Below are 18,671 nucleotides of genomic sequence, written 5' to 3' on the forward strand. Positions count from 1 at the left end.
GGGGAGGCTTGGGGTGGGGTAAAAAATTTATGACTCCTGCAAGGATTGTTATATTTGCTAATTGTCAATTGTGATTTATTAACCTAATATCATTTCTAAAAATATCTCCTAGTGGGGATACGGCAATGCCCAAAGCCTGTGAGCTTAAGCCTAAAACCCTTGATAAATATTGCTTTTACCTGAGTCTAGATCCCCCTAAATCCCCCTTAAGAAGGGGGACTTTGAGTAGATTCCTATCCCCCCCCTTAAGATGGGGGGCGCCCGGGGTATCGAACCCTAATCGTCAGACAGCAGACCCGTACTAGGTTTGACATGGTTGTTGACACCATTTGGACAAGGTCGTGTCCCTACCGATTTAACTGACTCCCGAAACGATCGCAAAACCCAGAACTGCGACAAACACAATCAGGGCATAAAATTGAGCGCGACCGCTCTCAAAGTATTTCAAACCTTCGCCCGTAACCAGGGCGATCAGCCCTGTTAAGTTGACTGCACCATCGACGACCCGCAAATCCACTTCCATGACTTGCCGCGCTAAACGGCGGCTGCCTTTGACAAAGAGAAATTCGTTGATATCGTCGAGATACCACTTGTTGAGGGAGAACTCGTAAAGCGGTTTGATTTTTTGGGCGATCGCCCCAGCATCAATTTTACGGCTCAAATACATCAGAGAAGCCAAAGTAATGCCCAGCAAAGCAATACCTACAGAGCTTCCGCCCATAATCAAAAATTCCGTCAAATTGAACTCAGCAGCGTGTTCCAAAACTTCTTCGAGAGACTCGCCAGGAGCGCGAACAAACTGCTCGAAATAATTGGCAAACGGCGTACCGAGAAAACCGATAAACACAGAAGGTACTGCCAGCAACACTAGCGGCAGAGCCATTGTCAGAGGAGATTCGTGAGGGAAATGGTCGTGTTCGTCGTGACTTTCGCCAGTTGATGCCAATTCCTTAACGTTCATCGCTCCAGGGCCAAAAACAACACCGGGTTGCAGGAGTTGCTGCTTGATGGCGCTGTTATTGCCCCGGAATTCGCCCTCAAAGGTGCTGAAATACATCCGGAACATATAAAACGCGGTCATCCCGGCCGTCAGCCAGCTAACAGCCCACAGAGCGGGATTTGCTGCGAAGGCGCTGGCGAGAATTTCGTCTTTTGACCAGAAACCTGCAAACGGCGGAATTCCGCAGATTGCCAAATTGCCGATTAAAAAGCAAGAAGCGGTAATCGGCATATATTTCCGCAAGCCGCCCATGACTCGCATATCTTGAGCGAGAGCCGGGTTGTGGCCGACGACATCTTCCATACCGTGAATGACTGAACCCGAACACAGGAACAGCATTGCTTTGAAGTAAGCGTGTGTCATCAAGTGGAAAAGTCCGGCACTGTAAGCGCCGACGCCCATTGCCATCACCATGTAGCCGAGTTGGGAGATGGTGGAGTAGGCTAAGCCTTTTTTGATGTCATTTTGGGTAATGGCGATCGAAGCACCCATAAATGCCGTAAAACAGCCGGTGCAGGCGATCAAATTCATGACTGCCGGCAGCCCTTCAAACACCGGGTACATCCGAGCGATCAGGAATACGCCGGCGGCTACCATTGTCGCGGCGTGGATTAAGGCCGAAATCGGTGTCGGACCTTCCATTGCGTCTGGGAGCCAGACGTGGAGGGGGAATTGAGCTGATTTGGCTGCTGGTCCCAAAAATATGAGAACGCCGAAGATTGTCGCCAGAGTCGCCGAAAGAGCACCGGATTCGACTAATGAGTGCAGGCGTTCGCCCATCACCTCAAATTCAAAGCTGCCGGTGGCCCAGTAAATGCCGAGGATGCCCAGCAGCAGGCCGAAGTCGCCGACGCGGTTGGTGACAAAAGCTTTTTGGCAAGCGTCAGCAGCGGGTTTGCGATCGTACCAAAATCCGACTAGCAGGTACGAACACATACCTACGAGTTCCCAAAAAATGTAAATCTGAACGATGTTCGGGCTGATGACCAGACCCAACATCGACGCGCTGAAGATGCTCAGGTAGGCGTAAAAGCGCACGTACCCGTCATCGTGAGCCATGTAGCCGTCGGTGTAAATCATCACCAAAAAGGCGACCGTGGTTACGATCGCCAGCATTACCGCCGTCAGGGGGTCGATGATATAGCCCATATTCAGCGAGAAGTCGCCAGCAGAAGCCCACTGAATAGTGCGGGTGTAGGGTGCGTGGCCCTGTAGTTGACTCCACAGCAATGCGAAGGAGAGTACCATTGACCCTCCGAGCGCGGAGACGATTAATATCGCATTCGCTTGTCGGAGTTTGTTGGTTGCCTGGTTAAAGGTGATTAAGCCTAGACCTACTAGCATTGCGCCTGCCAGTGGCAGGACTGGAATCAGCCAAGCGTATTGATAAAGCAGTTCCATGACTGATAGGTAGTTTAAAGTTTCTACTAGATATTGCCAAAACTGTAAACAATTGTGACACACGCCTGCCCGACTGGGCATCAATGCTTGATTTATTTTTGGGATTATAGCCTACAATCGTAGGCATGGAACGCACCAATATAATTCGGGTAAGGCTCTCCGATATGGAACTTCATGCCCTCAAGAAGTATGCAGAGTCTCGAAATATCTCAATGTCCGAAGCTGTTCGAGATTGGGTCAAAACTTTGATTCCACCAAAGGAGAATTAAGAATTATTGCATCGTTATTCGACAAAGATAATGACGATACCGAGGAAGAATAGGCATTCTGCGACATCTGCCATCTTATTGCCAAAAGATGGCACAGAATCACAATGGGGAATGGAAACGAGTTGAGCCAACCGAAGGTCGAATTCTGGAAAGCTGGTTTGCGTGTTCAAGGGGCCGCAAACCAGCTTTCCAGATGATTGGTACGATCGCCAAGATTAGGAGTTTTGTCTGTAAACTACCCCACGGCTAGAAGCCGGGGGCTTTCTGTAGCCCTGATATGGTCTGCAAGATTGCAAGACAATACCGAACCTCTGGGGTTGTTTACGGAACCCCCAACGAGTTCAATTACCTTTGAACCATTTTCATGTTTCATCGCAATGATTGTCACAATGCCCACACTTAAACGCTTTGCCACTCCGATAAGACTTGCCTTTGGCCGGATGAATGTGCAAGCACTTGTGGCAAGTTTGAGAAGTGTATGCCGGATTGACGGCAACCAATTCAACCCCTAACTTGACGCTCTTATAGGTTAAGAACAATCGCAGTTGGAAAAATGCCCAACTGTTAGAGCGCCTGCGTTCAGTCTTGTTTCTCGGTTGCTGATTGGTGGGTTCTCTGATACCTGTCAAATCTTCAATCGCAATGATGGCATTGTGTTGAAGTGCCGACAGCACAATCAATTTGCTGATGTTATGGTTCAGCCAAGTCTGATAACGCCGCTCTGTGCCCGACAGCCGTTGCAAAATCTGTCTCGCTCGTCTGCGAGTAGATCTTGTGCCTTTCGAGGCTTTTTGTTGGAGCGATGCTCTGACTCTGACAAATTTGTCTCTGATATCCGTTATCTGCTGTCCATCCCACTTATCCCCAATGGAGGTAACTGCAATATCTCTGCGACCCATATCTACGCCAATCACTCGTTTGGATGGCATGGGATCTGGGGCTTCAGACTTAATCTGGATGTTGACGTAGTAGCTTCCATCTTGGCGCTTACACAGGGTCGCACTGCTAGGAGAAGTTCCCTTAAGCAGTCCAAGCTGATAGTTGCCAATAGCGAGTTTGAATCGCTCCCGTCCACCTACCAACGTCAGGCTAACTGTCCAATCCTTCTCTCTAAATGCAAAGATCCGAGCATCATAGTCAACGCTAGTTGGTTTGAATGCTCGGACAGGCTTGCCGTTTTGTTTGGCGGTTTTACGGTTGCTACAGACACGGGCAATTGCCCGAATCGCCAAGTTAGCAGACAGCTCAAATTGCTCCCTCACCTGCTCATAAACCAAGCCTTGAATGCGAGGTTTATTTGTCAGTTTAGGATCGACAGTTTGATTGATATAGGTGCAAGCATCAGAAAACGCCTGAAGCGTTTCGTCCAATTTAGGGGCAACTTCAGGAGAGACTTCAATCTTGCAAGCTACTGTCAATACTTGTTTCATGCCGCCAATTGTATCACATATGACAAAGATAGTTCAAGGCGGTTAAAACCGCAGCAGGGTTCCTCCCCATGTCAGAAGCCAGGGGCTTCCCGCCCGTTCTTCGGTGACAATTGCTTACTGTGAGCGTCAGCCTTTATCTCCCGAAGAGATTGAAGCGATGACCCGCGAAACCATCAGCAAGGTTTCAGTTGATTCCTTTGGCCCAAACGAGGAAGCTTACCAAAGGTTCCTCGCGAGCGAACAATCAAAGGAGTATCTTCAAACTGAGATCGGGCACCATTCTCAATCAGCCTTTCAAGGGCGGGAGCGCCATAGCCCACCCCACAATCAAATTCACTCTTTGTGGAACAGGCCCGAAAGGCCTGTTAAGCGAGAATGATGCAAGATGTGAGTTCAAACTGATATCTTGCACTAATTTGACATACTCCCCGACCTTTCATGTGCGGGGATTTTTAACACTTCATCGACCAATACTACCGAAGTAGTTTTACGAGCGTCTCCATGTTCATTTTAAGTCGTGGCAATGCCCTATCCCGACTATATGTATCGTTTTGTTTGAAAAACATTAACAATACTTTTTATTTTGCTTCCAGGTTGGATGTTAACCATTGCCCTTCAGTCTTTCCCTATTACTGGATCAGTCCCGGTTTCAACTCAAAATGAGTATATATCGCTGCAATCTTAGGTGGGTATTTCAACCAATTAAATTCTAACATAAAGCCGGCCACGCTCAGAAGGGGCCCCGGACCCAAAATTTTGGGTCAGTAAGTAAGCCCACTTAAAAAAACAGAAGACCCAGATCTCCGACTTCTTTAAGAAGTCGGGGATCTAACAGCTATGCCAGTTAAAGATGTTACCTGTTGGCTACTTCCTGGCGTTGCAGCCGTTGAGATGGGGAAGCTACGTGAGCCGCGAGCATCCAGGAATCCAGAGTCCGCTGCAGTTCCTCGCGTCCTTGATAATGTTCAAATCTAAATCGAACTTTATCGCCCTCAAACAAAATCAGCGTGGGCAAACTTGTCAGCCGGTAAGTGTGGGCCAACTTGAAACATTGATCGGCATTCACCCCTACAAGCTTGACTTTTCCTGCCCACTGGGACTCAAAAGTCTTAAGCGTGGGGTCGATCGCGCGGCACAAACCGCACCAAGGCGCCGAAAAGTGAACTAAAACGGGGGTAGAGGCTTGAAACACCTCTTGTGCAAAAGTGCGTTCGCTAACCGACAACACCATGATCCCTCAAAATTTAATAATTTTTTACTATCCTAGGGATCATGCTACCAGTATGTGTTCCTAGTGACACGCATCAAAAAAGGATGAATTTTCCACAGCAGGCCCGTAAAAATGACTACACCTACGTAGGAAGGACGCAGAAACTCAAGCAAATCAAGGGTTTGACGCTTTTGTAGGATTGCCAAAAATGGAATTATTGAGGTTCGAGATTTGATGGTTTCAAAGGATTCTCCAAAACGAGCCTGAAGTCTCCTGTCGCCGTGCCACACTCCGAACAGGTGGTGAAGTACCAAACCGAGGGAAGTGACGAGGGTAAAGCTAGTGCCAATCCACAGGGTGTGGGCCACGCACCAAATCACTTGTCCAACCATTTGCGGGTGACGGGTGATGCGAATGATGCCGGCTTCGTAGAGGTGAACTTGGGGCTTTTGGACGGCGGCAATTTCTAGGAGGTTGAAAGTTGCTGGGTACAGAAACAGAAAAGAAATTGCCGAAAGTATCCAAACAGCAGGTTTAACTCCGGGTAATCCCTGTACTTGCCAAAGCTGCAAACCGTCGTAGCGGTGGTTGAAAAAGTAGACAATCAGAATGACGGCTAGCGGCAAACTGACAAGGGCAAACAAAACCCGGTAAAGTCTCGGCCCGATCAGCTTTTCACCGGAGGGCCGGAGGGCTGCTAAACCGCTGTGGGCGATCGCAAAAACCAGTAACAGGCCCAGAATAACTAAGTGGGAGTCGAGCGCCAAGTCGATCGTCATTGCAAATATTAAGAAAAGTTATTGATTCTCGGCCAATTTGTGTCACAAAGTATCTATGGGAGCAATCAGCGGTTATCAGTCATCTGTCATCTGTCATCTGTCATTAGTGACCGGATCACAACTAAAGACGGAGGACCGAGGACGAGTACAACTGCCTGTAAGGTTGCGTCTGTTGCAGTCAAATGACTGGCCTCGAAGTCAACTCCGACTTTTGCACAGCCGATCGAACCAGCTTGTCGATTGACCCCAGAGATTGACAGAAGACCCGCCCCTACACCAACTGACAATTTAGATATATGTCTGACCTTCCTTTCACTTTAGACCAGTTACGCATTCTCAAGGCGATCGCCTCTGAAGGAAGCTTCAAACGCGCCGCAGACAGCCTCTATGTATCCCAGCCTGCTGTTAGCTTGCAGGTGCAAAACTTAGAGAGACAATTGGACGTGCCACTGTTTGACCGGGGGGGGCGGCGGGCTCAACTGACCGAAGCCGGACACCTGCTGCTGAGTTACGGCGAGAAAATTTTATCGCTTTGCCAGGAAACTTGTCGAGCTCTGGAAGACTTGCAAAATCTGCAAGGCGGTACTTTGATCGTGGGCGCTTCTCAAACAACGGGGACGTATTTGCTGCCCCGGATGATCGGGATGTTTCGCCAAAAGTACCCGGATGTAGCGGTACAGCTTCACGTTCACTCGACCCGCCGCACGGCGTGGAGTGTGGCCAACGGGCAAATCGATTTGGCAATTGTTGGCGGAGAAATTCCTACCGAACTTGTAGAAGCTTTAGAAATTGTTCCTTACGCTGAGGACGAACTGGCTCTGATTCTCCCTCCATCTCACCCGATGGTACAACAAGAAACTATCCAAAAAGAAGACCTTTACAAATTGCAGTTTATTTCCCTCGATTCCCAGTCTACTATCCGCAAAGTAATCGATCAGGTACTGACTCGCTGCGGCATTGACACGCGCCGCTTGAAAATTGAGATGGAGCTAAACTCGATCGAAGCAATTAAAAATGCGGTTCAGTCGGGGCTGGGAGCTGCTTTTGTCTCGGTTTCGGCGATCGAAAAAGAGTTGCTCATGGGCGTCTTGCACAAATCTCAAATGGACGAAGTTTTGGTAACTCGGATTTTGTCGCTGATTTACAACCCCAACCGCTACCGTTCTAAAGCAGCAGAGGCTTTCAGCAATGAAATTTTGCCTTCCTTTGCTACTTATTCCACCATCCACGAGAAGAAAGAACCCCCAGCGATCGATTTGGGATTCATAGAAATAGCAACTCCCAACTCGGCGGGAGCTTAATCTATTAGGTCGCCGGTTGTTAGCAGTTTGCGGTTAGTTGAGAGATTAAAATCTGGTTTGATAACCCCTGGGAAAAATTGCCAATTCCCAATTACCAATTCCCAATTACCAATTCCCAATTACCAACAACCAATTACCAAACCAAAATGGAAGTTTACTGCACCCGCCCGGGCTGCCCGCGCCCTCAAAACTATTTTCCCGACCTCGATGACAGTTCGCTGCTAAAAACGGTGCAGCAAAAGTTTTGCACGACTTGCGGGATGCCCCTGATTTTGAGCGGCCGCTATTTGCCCGTGAGGTTGTTGGGTCAAGGCGGTTTTGGGGCGGCGTTTTTGGCCAGAGACCGCTATACTCCGGCGATGCGGCAGTGCGTTGCTAAACTTTTGCAGCCGTCGGTAAGTCTGACTCCGGCACAGCTAAAAATCGCTCAAACTCTTTTTGAACGGGAAGCGGCGGTGCTGGAAGAGCTGGGAAACGAACATTCGCAAATTCCGAGTTTGCTGGCGTTTTTTGAGCTGACTGTTTCGAGTTTGCAGCCGGGGAAAAACGATCAGTTTTTCTATTTGGTTCAAGAATTTATTGACGGTGAAAATTTGGAGGATGAACTAGCTGTTAAAGGCAAGTTTTCGGAGGCCCAGACGGTGGAGGTGCTGCGGGAAATTTTGAAGATTCTCGATTTTGTGCACTCTCGCGGTTCGATTCACCGGGATATTAAACCTGCTAATATTATGCGGGCTAAAAATGGTCGGCTTTATTTATTAGATTTTGGGGCTGTTAAACAAGTAACACAAAGTGTTGGGAGTGCAAAAGCTTCGACTGGTATTTATTCTTTGGGTTACGCTCCCCCAGAACAGATGAGCGGGCAAGAAGTGTATCCGGCAACGGATTTGTATGCTTTGGGTGTGACTTGCATTACTTTGCTGAGCGGTTTGCAGCCGACGGAGTTGTTTGATAGTTACAGAAATGAGTGGAATTGGCATTCGCGGGTGCAGGTAAGTTCGCGTTTGGCTCACGTTCTCGATCGAATGTTATTATCAGCTCCCAGCCAGCGTTTTCAATCTGCGAGTGAGGTGGAAGCGGCTCTGATGTCTCGGCCTCAACAACATTCTCAACCACCTACAGTCGTGGTGGCGCCGCCTCCGATACCTATTCAACCGACTCCTGGGCCTCCTGTACGGGTTCCTGCAACACCTCCTGGAGGGCTGCAACCTTCGCAGAGAGCGACTTTTTCGATTTGGGAGGTTTTGTCCGGCGCGGCGTTTACGGGTTTTGAGGGGGGGCTGCTGGCGATCGCCCTTACGAGTTTGCCGCTGTCTCCGGGCGTTGGTATCGGATTGTTGGGGATGATTGTGGCGGGCCTGATTTACGGCCAGTACCGCAGGGCGATCGAACAAACTGAGATGTTGATTATTGGCGCTGGTACTCTGGCTATGCTGTGGTTTTTCCCGGCTTTACAGACGGCGGCAGTTGCGATTTACCCAAATTCTCCCATCACTGGCGTGTTGTTTGTGGGATGGTTGGGTGCTTTGGGGGCGATCGCTGGAACAGCTATTTTTCGGTTGGTTTATAAGTTACTTTCTAATATCTTTTAACCGGATACTTAATGACTAATAAGCACATTTCTGGACTCACAACTGCTATGATTTAGGGTGCGCCGGGTCGCGCACCTTACCGCTATTATTTAAGTTTTGGACCAATGACTAATGACCAATGACTAATGACCAATGACTAATGACTAATGACTAATGACCAATGACCAATGACCAATGACTAATGACCAATGACCAATGACTAATCGCTTTCTTCAGTCTTGCTGTGTAGTAAACTGACGGGCGCCGATTAAAGAAAAGGCGATCGCAGCCACTAACAAAACAGGTATGCTGTACCAAGGAAACTTTGCCACATCGTAAGCAGCAGCTCTCAATCCAATGCTGGCATAAGTCAGCGGCAACAGATAAACTATTCCTTTCAGGGCTACGGGTAGCGAGGCTGGGTCGAAAAATGTCGCTCCTAAAAATGACATGGGAGTTATCAGAAAATTGTTGTACAATCCCACAGATTCCAGAGATTTTACGGTTAACCCAACTATCACTCCCAGGCCCGCAAATACAGCGGAGTTGAGAATTATCACTAACAAAAATAGTGGATTCAGAAAGACGAGCTTTTGAGTAAACAAAACTGCTACTAAAATCACGGAAACTGAAGTCAGCATTCCCCGCAATATTCCTGCTAGCATTTTGCCCGCGTGCAAAGCGAGGGGGTGTACTGGCAACAACAGCAATTCCTCAAATGTTTTAGTAAAAAGGCGTTCGCCGCAAATCGAAAATACTGTGCCGGTAAAACTTACTGTCATCGATGAGAGTGCTACCATTCCCGGCAGCATAAATTCTAGATAATTGCCGCCAATTGCAGGTTTAGGCAAGGAACTTCCCAACCCAAAACCAAAAGCTAGAATGTAAATGACTGGGGATACTAAACCAGCGGCGGCAACTGGCAGGATTCGGACTCGCAAATCTAACCATTCTCCCCAAAACACGGTGATTGTGTCTGTTAATATAGTTGTCAGCGATGTTTTTTTCATGATTAGATACTACGGTCTCCCTATAGCAGTAAAGCTATTGATGTATTAAATCTTGTACGTTAGTTAATAACGGTAAGGTGTGCAGCGCGCACGCTACGGATAACCCTAAGGTCCGCGGCCCGGCGCACCCTACAGATAATTGATTTATTAAATTGTGTACGTTACTTAAAATTGTAAAGTTAAAATGCCAAATAATCAAGGCTGCTGCACTGTTCTATTTTTGTTTCAGTTAAAGGCAATTTGCCGGATTCTACTTTTTCCTGTTCTCGGTTCAACCAAATTGCTTTTAATCCAGCGGCTTTAGCACCGCAATAATCTGCTTTGAAGCTGTCGCCGATATGCCACACATTCTCGGCAATGCAGTTGTGCTTTTGCAAAGCAGCGGTAAAAATTTGAGAGTCGGGTTTTGCTGCACCAACTTCGGTAGAAATTGTCACTGATGTGAAATATTCGGCTAAATTGAGTGCTTTTAATACTGCATAAATTCTGGAATCGAAATTCGATACTACTGCTAATTCAATTCCTTGTTGCTGCCACTTATTTAATGCTGGGAATACGTCGGGATAGACGAACCAAGGTTCGGCGGTGGCAAAATGAGCGTAGAGTTCGACAAAGAATTTGGGAAAGTCTGAAAATTGGTTGAAAACGCCTGCTATTTGAAAAGCTTTCGCGGCAACTGCTTGCCACCATTCAAATTCTAGTTGGGGAATTTTTGCTAATTCTCTTCCGGGAAATGCCATCGGATTTGAGTCAGCAAAACTTTGGGAAAAAGCTGTATTTAAGTCTTCGTTAGAAACTGTTATTCCCCAACTGCGGGCGAATTTTCCGTAGACTTCGCCGACGCTGCCGCAAACGTCAAATAGTGTACCGGCGGCGTCTAAAAAAATTACTTCGGTCATTTGTTATTTGCTATTTGCTATTTGTTATGGGTTTGTAGTAAGGACTTTAGTCCTGATTGCCTAGGATTTTAGGTTGGAGGACTTCAGCCCTCACTACTCACATCTTGCACCATTCTCAAGAACAGGCAAGATGCCTGTGAAGCGAAGAGTGAATTTTCTCGCTTCACAGGCCGGAAAGCCTGTTCCTAAAAAGCTTATTGAGAATGGCGCAACATCTCAGCACTACAAACTTTTTCAGTTGTGAGTTGTTTGCGGATTCACCACGCCAGAATGATTGGCAATGTTGGCCGCAGGTTCAAATCTGCCTCCTAAATATTTGGCTAGGAATTCTTCGGCGATCGCATAAAAGTGCAGCCGATTTTCCGGGCGCCCAAATCCGTGTCCTTCGTCTGTATAAAGCACGTATTCTACAGGTTTGCCGGCTTGGTTCATGGCATTGACAATTTGATCGCTTTCTGATTCTTTGACTCGCGGGTCGTTGGCACCTTGGCCGATTAGTAAAGGTTTCTGGATGCGATCGACAAAAAATAAAGGCGAGATCGATTTGAGAAACTCTGGTTCTGTTTCCAAATTGCCGATGCGGTGAAACAGACTTGCTTTTCTCGATTCCCAGTAAGGGGGAATAGTTTGCAGCAGTGTAATCAAATTGCTTGGCCCGACAATATCGACGGCGCAGGCAAAAACATCGGGACTAAAAGTCAATCCCACTAAGGCAGCATAACCACCGTAAGAACCGCCCATAATCGCAATTTTATCTGGTTGGGAAATTCCAGTTTCTACAAGCCAATTAACCCCATCTAGCAAGTCGTCGTGCATCTTACCCGCCCATTCGCGATTGCCGGCATTGAAAAAGGCTTTGCCGTAGCCGATGGAACCGCGAAAATTGATTTGCAAAACGGCGTAACCTCGGTTTGCCAGCCATTGGACTTCTGAATCGTAACGCCAGGTATCGCGTGCCCAGGGGCCGCCGTGAACAAGCAAGACTGTCGGTACGGGTGTTGAGACACCAACCGGTTTTGTCAGGTAGCCGTGAATGGTTAAACCATCTCTTGCGGTGTAAGAAATGGGTTCCATTGATGATAGCGGTAGCCCTTCGAGTTTGGGTTGGTTGCTGAACAGGAAGGTGAAGGTTTTGGAGGCGCGATCGAACGCATAGTAGTAAACTGGGCCGTCGTCTGTCATGTAAGCGACTAGCCAAGTGGTATCGGCGAGGTTGCGGCTGGTGATGGAGAATTCGCCGGGGCGAAATTTGCCGAGATCCTCAAAATCCTCTGCTATGCTTTGGTCTAAAATCTGCCACTCTTGCTTGTCCTTGTAAAAGGAAACCGCCTGAATCTCTCGCTTGGTGGGGTGTACGACAATGTTGCCGACATCGTATTCTGGGTCAGAGGCGAGATCGGTTTCTTGTTTGGTTTCTAAGTCTAGTGCGATCAAACGTTTGGCGTTAGCATCGTGATTACCGATGATGTAAAGAATTTTGCCGTTTTCTGAGAACATGACGGCATCGCCTTGGTCATCGGGCCCCCAGCTTCGCAGGCTTTCCCAAGACTTGTCCGCAGTTTCCCGAAACAGCACTTCTGAGCCGCCGTCGGCAGTTTTGGCTGTGGCCGCCCGCACTTGAAATTGGGCGTCAGCAGTCCAATCGACGATGTTACCTGGGTTGTCGGTGTCAAATTCAACGGCACCATTTTTGAGGTTGATGCGGTAAAGGTCGTGTTTGCTGCGATCGCGGATGTTCATTCCCACTAATATGTCATTGGGGAAGTTGCGGTCAAAGGCGATCGGTTCAGCTTGAACGCCTTGAAATGGTGTCAAGTCGCGAACCTGATTTGAGTGGATATTGACTGAGAATAAATGCCAGTTTTCATCACCGTCGGCATCTTGGAGGTAAATTAACTCTTCGCCGCTGTAAGTCCAGAAAAATATCCAGATGCCTTGTTTTTTATCTGCTGTCAGTTGGCGATCGTCTGCTTGACCGACGGTACGCAATTGCACTTGCAAAACGTTGTTTTCATCGGGTGCAATGTAGGCGAGATACTTGCCGTCGGGTGAAAGTCTGGGGCTAGTTTTTTCGGAATTTCCGAACAGTATTTCCCGCTCGATTAACGGTGGCAGTTCGGTTTTTGACTGTTGAAATGTTAAATTTTGCATTTTTTTTGTGCCTAAGATTGCCTAGCTGACGGGCGGGCAGGATGCCCACCCCACAAAAAAACTGAATCTTGGTGAAACAGGCATCTTGCCTGTTGCTGAACAATAAAACTAATTATTTGTGGAACAGGCATCTTGCCTGTTGCTGAGGGGCGGGCAGGATGCCCACCCCACAAAAAAACTGAATCTTGGTGGAACAGGCATCTTGCCTGTTGCCGATCTATTTGAAGAAGCATCGATTAACTTTTTAGCAACTCTTGAATCGGCTTGCTAATCCAATTAAAACCAACTTTTAGTTTATGGTCAAATGTTGGCATCCGATAGAGATAGGCTAGGCGACGAGCAATGTGTGCTAGTTGTCCGTCGAGTTGAATTCCTACACCGGCTAGGGTGGCGTTGTCAATGCCTAATGTCATCATTTCTCCTAGCGGCTGATACCGGAAAGGAAGTAATGGGCGGCCGGTGAGGGATGCCCAAATGTTCCAGGCGGTGTAGTCAGCTTGCTGGAAGGCTGTTTGCGCTGTTGCGGGGACTTTTTGACCAGTTGCATCGTGACATTCAGCTAAGTCTCCCAAGGCAAATATGTCTGGATAATCGATAATTTGCATTGTCGGATTGACTGTTAATTGACCGCGGCGGTTTTGTTTGAGGGGTAGCGATCGCACTGCTTGACTAACTTGAGTTCCTACTGTCCACAATACTATGTCTACGGGGAGAACATCTAATTGTCCTTTGTAAAGTAAGGATATTGTGTCCGCTTCGATCGCCTCTACTGCTGTTTCTAAGTCGATCCACACTTTCCGTTTTTCTAAAGCTTTGCTGGCGGCTTCGCGGTTGAACTCGGGTGATGTCCGCAGAATCATGTCGCCTTGTTCGACTAACCGCACGCGACCTTTGTCTCCGAGTCGATCGGCTAATTTACAAGCTAATTCTACTCCCGAATAACCTGCGCCGACGATCGCAACCCGGATTTTATCGGTGTTGCTGGCTTCTAAAAACCGCAGTCTTTCTTCTAAGCGGTAGGCGTCGTCGAGGGTACGAAATGAGTAAGCGTATTCAACGGCACCTTTGACCATATCTAGGGGGGTTTCGCCGCCTAATGCTAAAACAAGGCGATCGCACGGAATTTCTGGCCCGTCGTGTAACTGCACTCGCTTTTCCTCCAAATCGATGCCGGAGACAGTACCTTGACAAAAGCGCACACCTGTGTTTTGCAAGAGTTCGGCAAACGGAGGGGCAATTTCCCAGGTTTGGAGTTCGCCTGTGAGGAGTTCGTACAGCAGGGGAACGAACAAAAATCGATCGCGGCGGTCAACTAGGACAATTTCGGGTTTTTCGGTTTTGGAGAAGGGTAACTGACTCAAGCGCAGGGCTGTGTAGAGTCCGCCGAAGCCTCCGCCGAGAATGCAAATCCGGGGTTGTTGTTGAGTCATGGTGTTTTGTTTGAGGGGCTCACGGTAGCAAGGCAAGTTATCTTATTGTAACGAGAGTGGGGGAGTGAGGGAGTGGGGGAGTGGGGCAGTGTCCGAGCCCGAGATGGGGAGATGGGGGGAGTGGGAAAGTAGGAAAGTGGCAAAGTGGGAAAATCTTCCCTCGAACCCTCGAACCTCAACATCCATCCGTTAAATCCGTTAAATCCGTTAAATCCGTTACCGAACTGTTTTCTACCTCTCTAGGCTTAATTAGCTCTACCTATTAGCCACCATCAAATTTTCAGAATGTACGCAGAACTAATTTTGTACTATATTAGTTTATAACGGATTATTTCGCAAATTAAATTCACTTTTAATACGGTCATCTACTCTAACACTTGCTTCCGCACTCACAAGTGAAAAAATCATGCAAATTTCCTCGAATTCTTCTAAATTTAAGAACGGCGAGCGCAATAACGAAGACAGCTCATCTTTGTTAAGCAGCGAAGAAAAATATAAAAATTTAGTAGCTAATATTCCCGGTGCTGTCTACCGCTGTACCTGCGACTGTACAAGCCCCGACGGTCCATTAACAAGGACAATGGCGTTTTTGAGCGAGGCTGTTCAAGAAATATCAGGCTATCCATCCTCTGATTTTATCAACGATTGCGTCCGTTCTTTTGCCAGCATTATCCATCCTCAAGACCGCACAAATGTGGATGCTGCTGTCAAAAAAAGTGTAGCAACTGGAACTCCGTACATCCTTGAATACCGCATTGTCCGGGCTGACGGCGAAATTAGGTGGGTTTACGAAAAAGGTCGAGCTGTTGGCTGTGAGGCCGAGGAGAGTAGAGTTCGACAAGAGAGACAAGGGGAAATAGAGGGATTTTTGGCAGCACGGGTTTCGCCGATTTCTCCGGTTTTGCCGATCGCAAATTCTCTGTCTCGGGTTGTTTATCTCGACGGAGTGATTTTGGATATTACTGAGCGAAAGCGAACTGAGGAAAATTTGCGAAACACTCAAGATTTTCTGAATGCGGTACTGCAAAATCTGCCGATTAGTGTCTTTATTAAAGATGCTGTCGAACAAAAATTTATTTATTGGAATACTGCTAGCGAAGAATTGTTTGGCTATTCCAAGGATGAAGTGATGTTAAACAATGCTGCTGATTTGTTGGATGCAGAGCAGGCTAATTACTTCCAAGCACAAGATTTAGAAGTGTTGGCAACGAGAAAATGCGTCGATTTGCCAGAAGAAACTATCCAACTTCCGCGCCGGGGAAAGCGAATTGTACACAAGAAAAAAGTTCCTTTGTTTGACGAGTCGGGCGCGCCTAAGTACATTCTGGGTATTGCTGAAGATATTACGGAAAGCAAAAAAACTGAAATAGAATTGTCGCGCTTGGCCATTGTGGCTCAAAAAACGCAAAAGGGTGTGATTATTACTGATGCTCAAGGCTGCATTGAATGGGTGAATGAAGGGTTTACTCGGATTAGCGGTTACGTGCTGGCAGAAATGAAGGGAAAAAAACCGGGTGATGTACTGCAAGGTCCTCAAACAGACCCGCTAACAATTGCTCAACTGCGATCGGCTTTGGCTACGGGCGTGCCGTTCAATCAGGAAATTTACAATTACAACAAGGATGGAAGGGGTTATTGGGTGGCGCTTTCCATCGCCCCAATTTATCAAGAAACCGGGGAACTCGAAGGTTTTATTGCGGTGCAAACTGATATTACCGAGCGCAAGCAAGCAGAGGCAACAGTCAGGGAAAGCGAGAGTTATTACCGCTGCATTGTCGAGACGGCTTCGGAGGGTGTTTGGATGTTTGACGCCGAAAGCATCACGACTTTTGCTAACTGTCGGATGGCCGAAATGCTGGGGTATACTGTGGAGGAAATGCTGGGGCGATCGCTATTTGATTTTATCGACGCAGAATCTAGGGAAATAGCAGAAAGTTACGTGCAGCGCAGGCGGCAAGGCATTCGCGAACGCCACGATTTTATGTTTACTCGCAAAGACGGATCTCACTTGTGGGCGATCGTATCGGCGACGCCAACCTTCGACGCTGAGGGCAAATTTTCCGGGGTTTTGCGGATGATTACCGATATTAGCGATCGCAAACAAGCAGAAGCAGAATTGCGCCAAACTCTCCAAGAGTTGGAATTTGAAAAATTTGCTTTGGATCAATCAGCGATTGTCTCGAATACCAACGAATTCGGAGTCATTACCTATGTCAACGAGCAATTTTGCGAACTATTTAAATATTCCCGAGAAGAACTGATAGGCAAAACCCACAGACTTGTTAATTCTGGCTATCACCCAGCAGATTTTTTCAAGCAGCTTTGGTCAACCATCCGCCAGGGAAAGGTTTGGCGGGGAGAAATGAAAAATCAAGCTAAAGACGGCACATTATTCTGGTTGGATACTACGATTGTACCTTTCTTAAATAGCAGCGGAGAACCCCATCAATATGTAGCAATTCGTAAAGATATTACCCAGCGCAAACACGCAGAAGAAGCGGTGCGGCTTTCGGAAAGTCAATTGAGAACTAAAAATCAAGAATTGGCAAAAGCCCTGCGGGACGTGCAGAAAACTCAAAGCATGATGGTTCAAAATGAAAAAATGGTAAGTTTGGGGCAATTAGTCGCTGGCGTTGCTCACGAAATCAACAATCCAGTTAGCTTTATTTACGGTAACGTCATGCACGCTGACGATTACTTTCAAGACTTGCTAAAAATGCTGCAACTTTACCAGCAGGAATACCCGCACCCAACACGGGCAATTCAACGAGAGATAGATAATATGGATTTGAATTTTCTGCTCGCAGATTTGCCGAAGCTGTTAAACTCGATGAAAATGGGAGCAGAGCGAATTCGCCAGATCGTCCTGTCGCTGAAGAATTTTTCGCGATTGGACGAAGCCGAACAAAAGCAGGTGGATATTCACGAAGGGATTGAAAGCACTTTGTTGATTTTGCAGCACAGGTTCAAAGAAACGGCAGGACATCCGAAAATTACGCTGCTCAAAGAGTTCGGAAATTTGCCCCGCGTACAGTGTTATGCAGGACAGTTGAATCAGGTATTTATGAATATTATTAGCAATGCAATTGATGCTTTGGAAGAGGCAATGGAGACTGGACAGTGGGCGGACGGCGAACTGGCGCCTATTCCTTATTGTCCTTCGCCGACGCTGCGGATTTGTACGGAGGTAAAATATGAACAGGATGCTTTGATGCAGGCAGATTCTGCTGTTTCTGATGGTTCAATTCGGCATCCTTCTCATATTGTGATTCGGATTGCTGACAACGGGCCAGGGATTCCGGTAGATGTTCACGAAAGGCTGTTCGATCCGTTTTTTACTACGAAAGAACCTGGTAAAGGTACTGGTTTGGGGCTGTCTATCAGCTATCAAATTGTGGTGGAGAAACACGGCGGGCGGCTTTTGTGCAATTCTGCGCCGGGTCAAGGCACGGAATTTGCGATCGAGATTCCTGTGGCGAATAGTCAGTAGTCAGTAGTCATTAGTCATTAGTCTTTAGTCTTTAGTCAGTTGGCAGTTGGCAGTAGTCATTAGTTAACAGTCAACAGTCAACAGCTAACAGCTAACAGTCAACAGTCAACAGTCAACAGTCAACAGTCAACAGTCAACTAATGAAATATAACGTAATTTACGACGGCACTTGCAATCTCTGCGTTACCTTGGTACAGTTACTAGAAAATTTAGACCAAGGCCAGCGGTTTGAGTATATTCCCATGCAAGATTTAGAGCAATTAAATCGCTTTGGGATTACGTCTGGCGACTGCGAAATGGGGATGATTTTGATAGATGGCAATACCCCGGAACGGCGCTGGCAGGGCAGCGATGCGGCGGAGGAAATCGGGCGGATACTGCCCGGAGGTGAGGTGTTTGTGGCTGCTTACCGGGCAATGCCGGGGATGAAGTGGATGGGCGATCGCGTGTACGAACAAGTCCGCGATAACCGCTATACTTTGTTTGGCAAGCGTCCGACGACTTACAAATCTGCTTATCCTGTTGGCTGTAGGTCGATCGACAATTGCGATAGTGTGAAATAACTCACTCCTTCGCATTATTCTCAAGAACAGGCAGGATGCCTGTTCCACAAAAATTTAATTTTATTGTGGGCCGTTGCTCTCAGCAACGCCTCTAAAGGGATTATTACCAATGGTGCAAGATAATTGATATCAATTTACTTAGGATGTGGCGCCAAATCCCTGCTACA

Annotated in this window: 14 protein-coding genes; 6 read left to right on the forward strand and 8 right to left on the reverse strand. The window is 47.5% G+C overall.

Going from position 1 to position 18,671, the window contains the following annotated elements:
• Nucleotides 1-355: 355 nt before the first annotated feature.
• Nucleotides 356-2,401 (reverse strand): NAD(P)H-quinone oxidoreductase subunit 5, encoded by a 2,046-nt coding sequence (locus tag QUB61_RS06775; RefSeq protein ID WP_333125602.1) that lies wholly within the window; start codon nucleotides 2,399-2,401, stop codon nucleotides 356-358.
• A gap of 125 nt (nucleotides 2,402-2,526) precedes the next feature.
• Between QUB61_RS06775 and QUB61_RS06780 the strand changes: the two genes are divergently transcribed.
• Nucleotides 2,527-2,670: a DUF6290 family protein gene (locus QUB61_RS06780; protein ID WP_333125468.1), complete on the forward strand. Its 144-nt coding sequence runs from the start codon at nucleotides 2,527-2,529 to the stop codon at nucleotides 2,668-2,670.
• A gap of 88 nt (nucleotides 2,671-2,758) precedes the next feature.
• Nucleotides 2,759-2,920: a hypothetical protein gene (locus tag QUB61_RS06785; protein ID WP_333125464.1), complete on the forward strand. Its 162-nt coding sequence runs from the start codon at nucleotides 2,759-2,761 to the stop codon at nucleotides 2,918-2,920.
• A 112-nt stretch (nucleotides 2,921-3,032) separates the two neighbouring features.
• On the opposite strand, the gene QUB61_RS06790 is transcribed toward QUB61_RS06785, so the two are convergent.
• The 3 genes from QUB61_RS06790 to QUB61_RS06800 all read right to left on the reverse strand — a co-directional run bounded on the left by QUB61_RS06790 (nucleotide 3,033) and on the right by QUB61_RS06800 (nucleotide 6,089).
• Nucleotides 3,033-4,100, reverse strand: a complete 1,068-nt coding sequence (locus QUB61_RS06790) for a transposase (protein WP_333125463.1) — start codon at nucleotides 4,098-4,100, stop codon at nucleotides 3,033-3,035.
• Between the two features lie 853 nt (nucleotides 4,101-4,953).
• Nucleotides 4,954-5,331, reverse strand: a complete 378-nt coding sequence (locus QUB61_RS06795) for a thioredoxin family protein (protein WP_333125460.1) — start codon at nucleotides 5,329-5,331, stop codon at nucleotides 4,954-4,956.
• Between the two features lie 44 nt (nucleotides 5,332-5,375).
• Nucleotides 5,376-6,089, reverse strand: a complete 714-nt coding sequence (locus QUB61_RS06800) for an NnrU family protein (protein WP_333125458.1) — start codon at nucleotides 6,087-6,089, stop codon at nucleotides 5,376-5,378.
• A 296-nt stretch (nucleotides 6,090-6,385) separates the two neighbouring features.
• Between QUB61_RS06800 and QUB61_RS06805 the strand changes: the two genes are divergently transcribed.
• Both QUB61_RS06805 and QUB61_RS06810 read left to right on the forward strand, forming a co-directional pair.
• Nucleotides 6,386-7,390, forward strand: a complete 1,005-nt coding sequence (locus tag QUB61_RS06805; protein WP_333125455.1) for a LysR family transcriptional regulator — start codon at nucleotides 6,386-6,388, stop codon at nucleotides 7,388-7,390.
• 146 nt (nucleotides 7,391-7,536) lie between these two features.
• Entirely contained in the window at nucleotides 7,537-8,982 is a 1,446-nt protein-coding gene (locus QUB61_RS06810; protein ID WP_333125600.1) for a serine/threonine-protein kinase, read from the forward strand.
• 212 nt (nucleotides 8,983-9,194) lie between these two features.
• On the opposite strand, the gene QUB61_RS06815 is transcribed toward QUB61_RS06810, so the two are convergent.
• The 4 genes from QUB61_RS06815 to QUB61_RS06830 all read right to left on the reverse strand — a co-directional run bounded on the left by QUB61_RS06815 (nucleotide 9,195) and on the right by QUB61_RS06830 (nucleotide 14,451).
• Complete coding sequence (locus QUB61_RS06815; protein ID WP_333125453.1) at nucleotides 9,195-9,971, reverse strand: ABC transporter permease; 777 nt, start codon at nucleotides 9,969-9,971, stop codon at nucleotides 9,195-9,197.
• A gap of 179 nt (nucleotides 9,972-10,150) precedes the next feature.
• Nucleotides 10,151-10,870, reverse strand: coding sequence for an HAD-IA family hydrolase (locus QUB61_RS06820; RefSeq protein WP_333125451.1), 720 nt, complete (start codon nucleotides 10,868-10,870; stop codon nucleotides 10,151-10,153).
• A gap of 234 nt (nucleotides 10,871-11,104) precedes the next feature.
• Entirely contained in the window at nucleotides 11,105-13,021 is a 1,917-nt protein-coding gene (locus tag QUB61_RS06825) for a S9 family peptidase (protein WP_333125448.1), read from the reverse strand.
• Between the two features lie 236 nt (nucleotides 13,022-13,257).
• Entirely contained in the window at nucleotides 13,258-14,451 is a 1,194-nt protein-coding gene (locus QUB61_RS06830; protein ID WP_333125446.1) for an NAD(P)/FAD-dependent oxidoreductase, read from the reverse strand.
• Nucleotides 14,452-14,857: 406 nt separating this feature from the next.
• On the opposite strand from QUB61_RS06830, the gene QUB61_RS06835 reads away from it, so the two are divergent.
• Both QUB61_RS06835 and QUB61_RS06840 read left to right on the forward strand, forming a co-directional pair.
• Nucleotides 14,858-17,941, forward strand: coding sequence for a PAS domain S-box protein (locus QUB61_RS06835; RefSeq protein ID WP_333125443.1), 3,084 nt, complete (start codon nucleotides 14,858-14,860; stop codon nucleotides 17,939-17,941).
• A 140-nt stretch (nucleotides 17,942-18,081) separates the two neighbouring features.
• A complete protein-coding gene (locus QUB61_RS06840; RefSeq protein WP_333125441.1) occupies nucleotides 18,082-18,504 on the forward strand; it encodes a DCC1-like thiol-disulfide oxidoreductase family protein in 423 nt (140 codons plus the stop codon).
• Nucleotides 18,505-18,671: the final 167 nt, after the last annotated feature.

The organism is Microcoleus sp. C2D2 (genome assembly GCF_036702495.1).
GTDB lineage: Bacteria > Cyanobacteriota > Cyanobacteriia > Cyanobacteriales > Microcoleaceae > Microcoleus.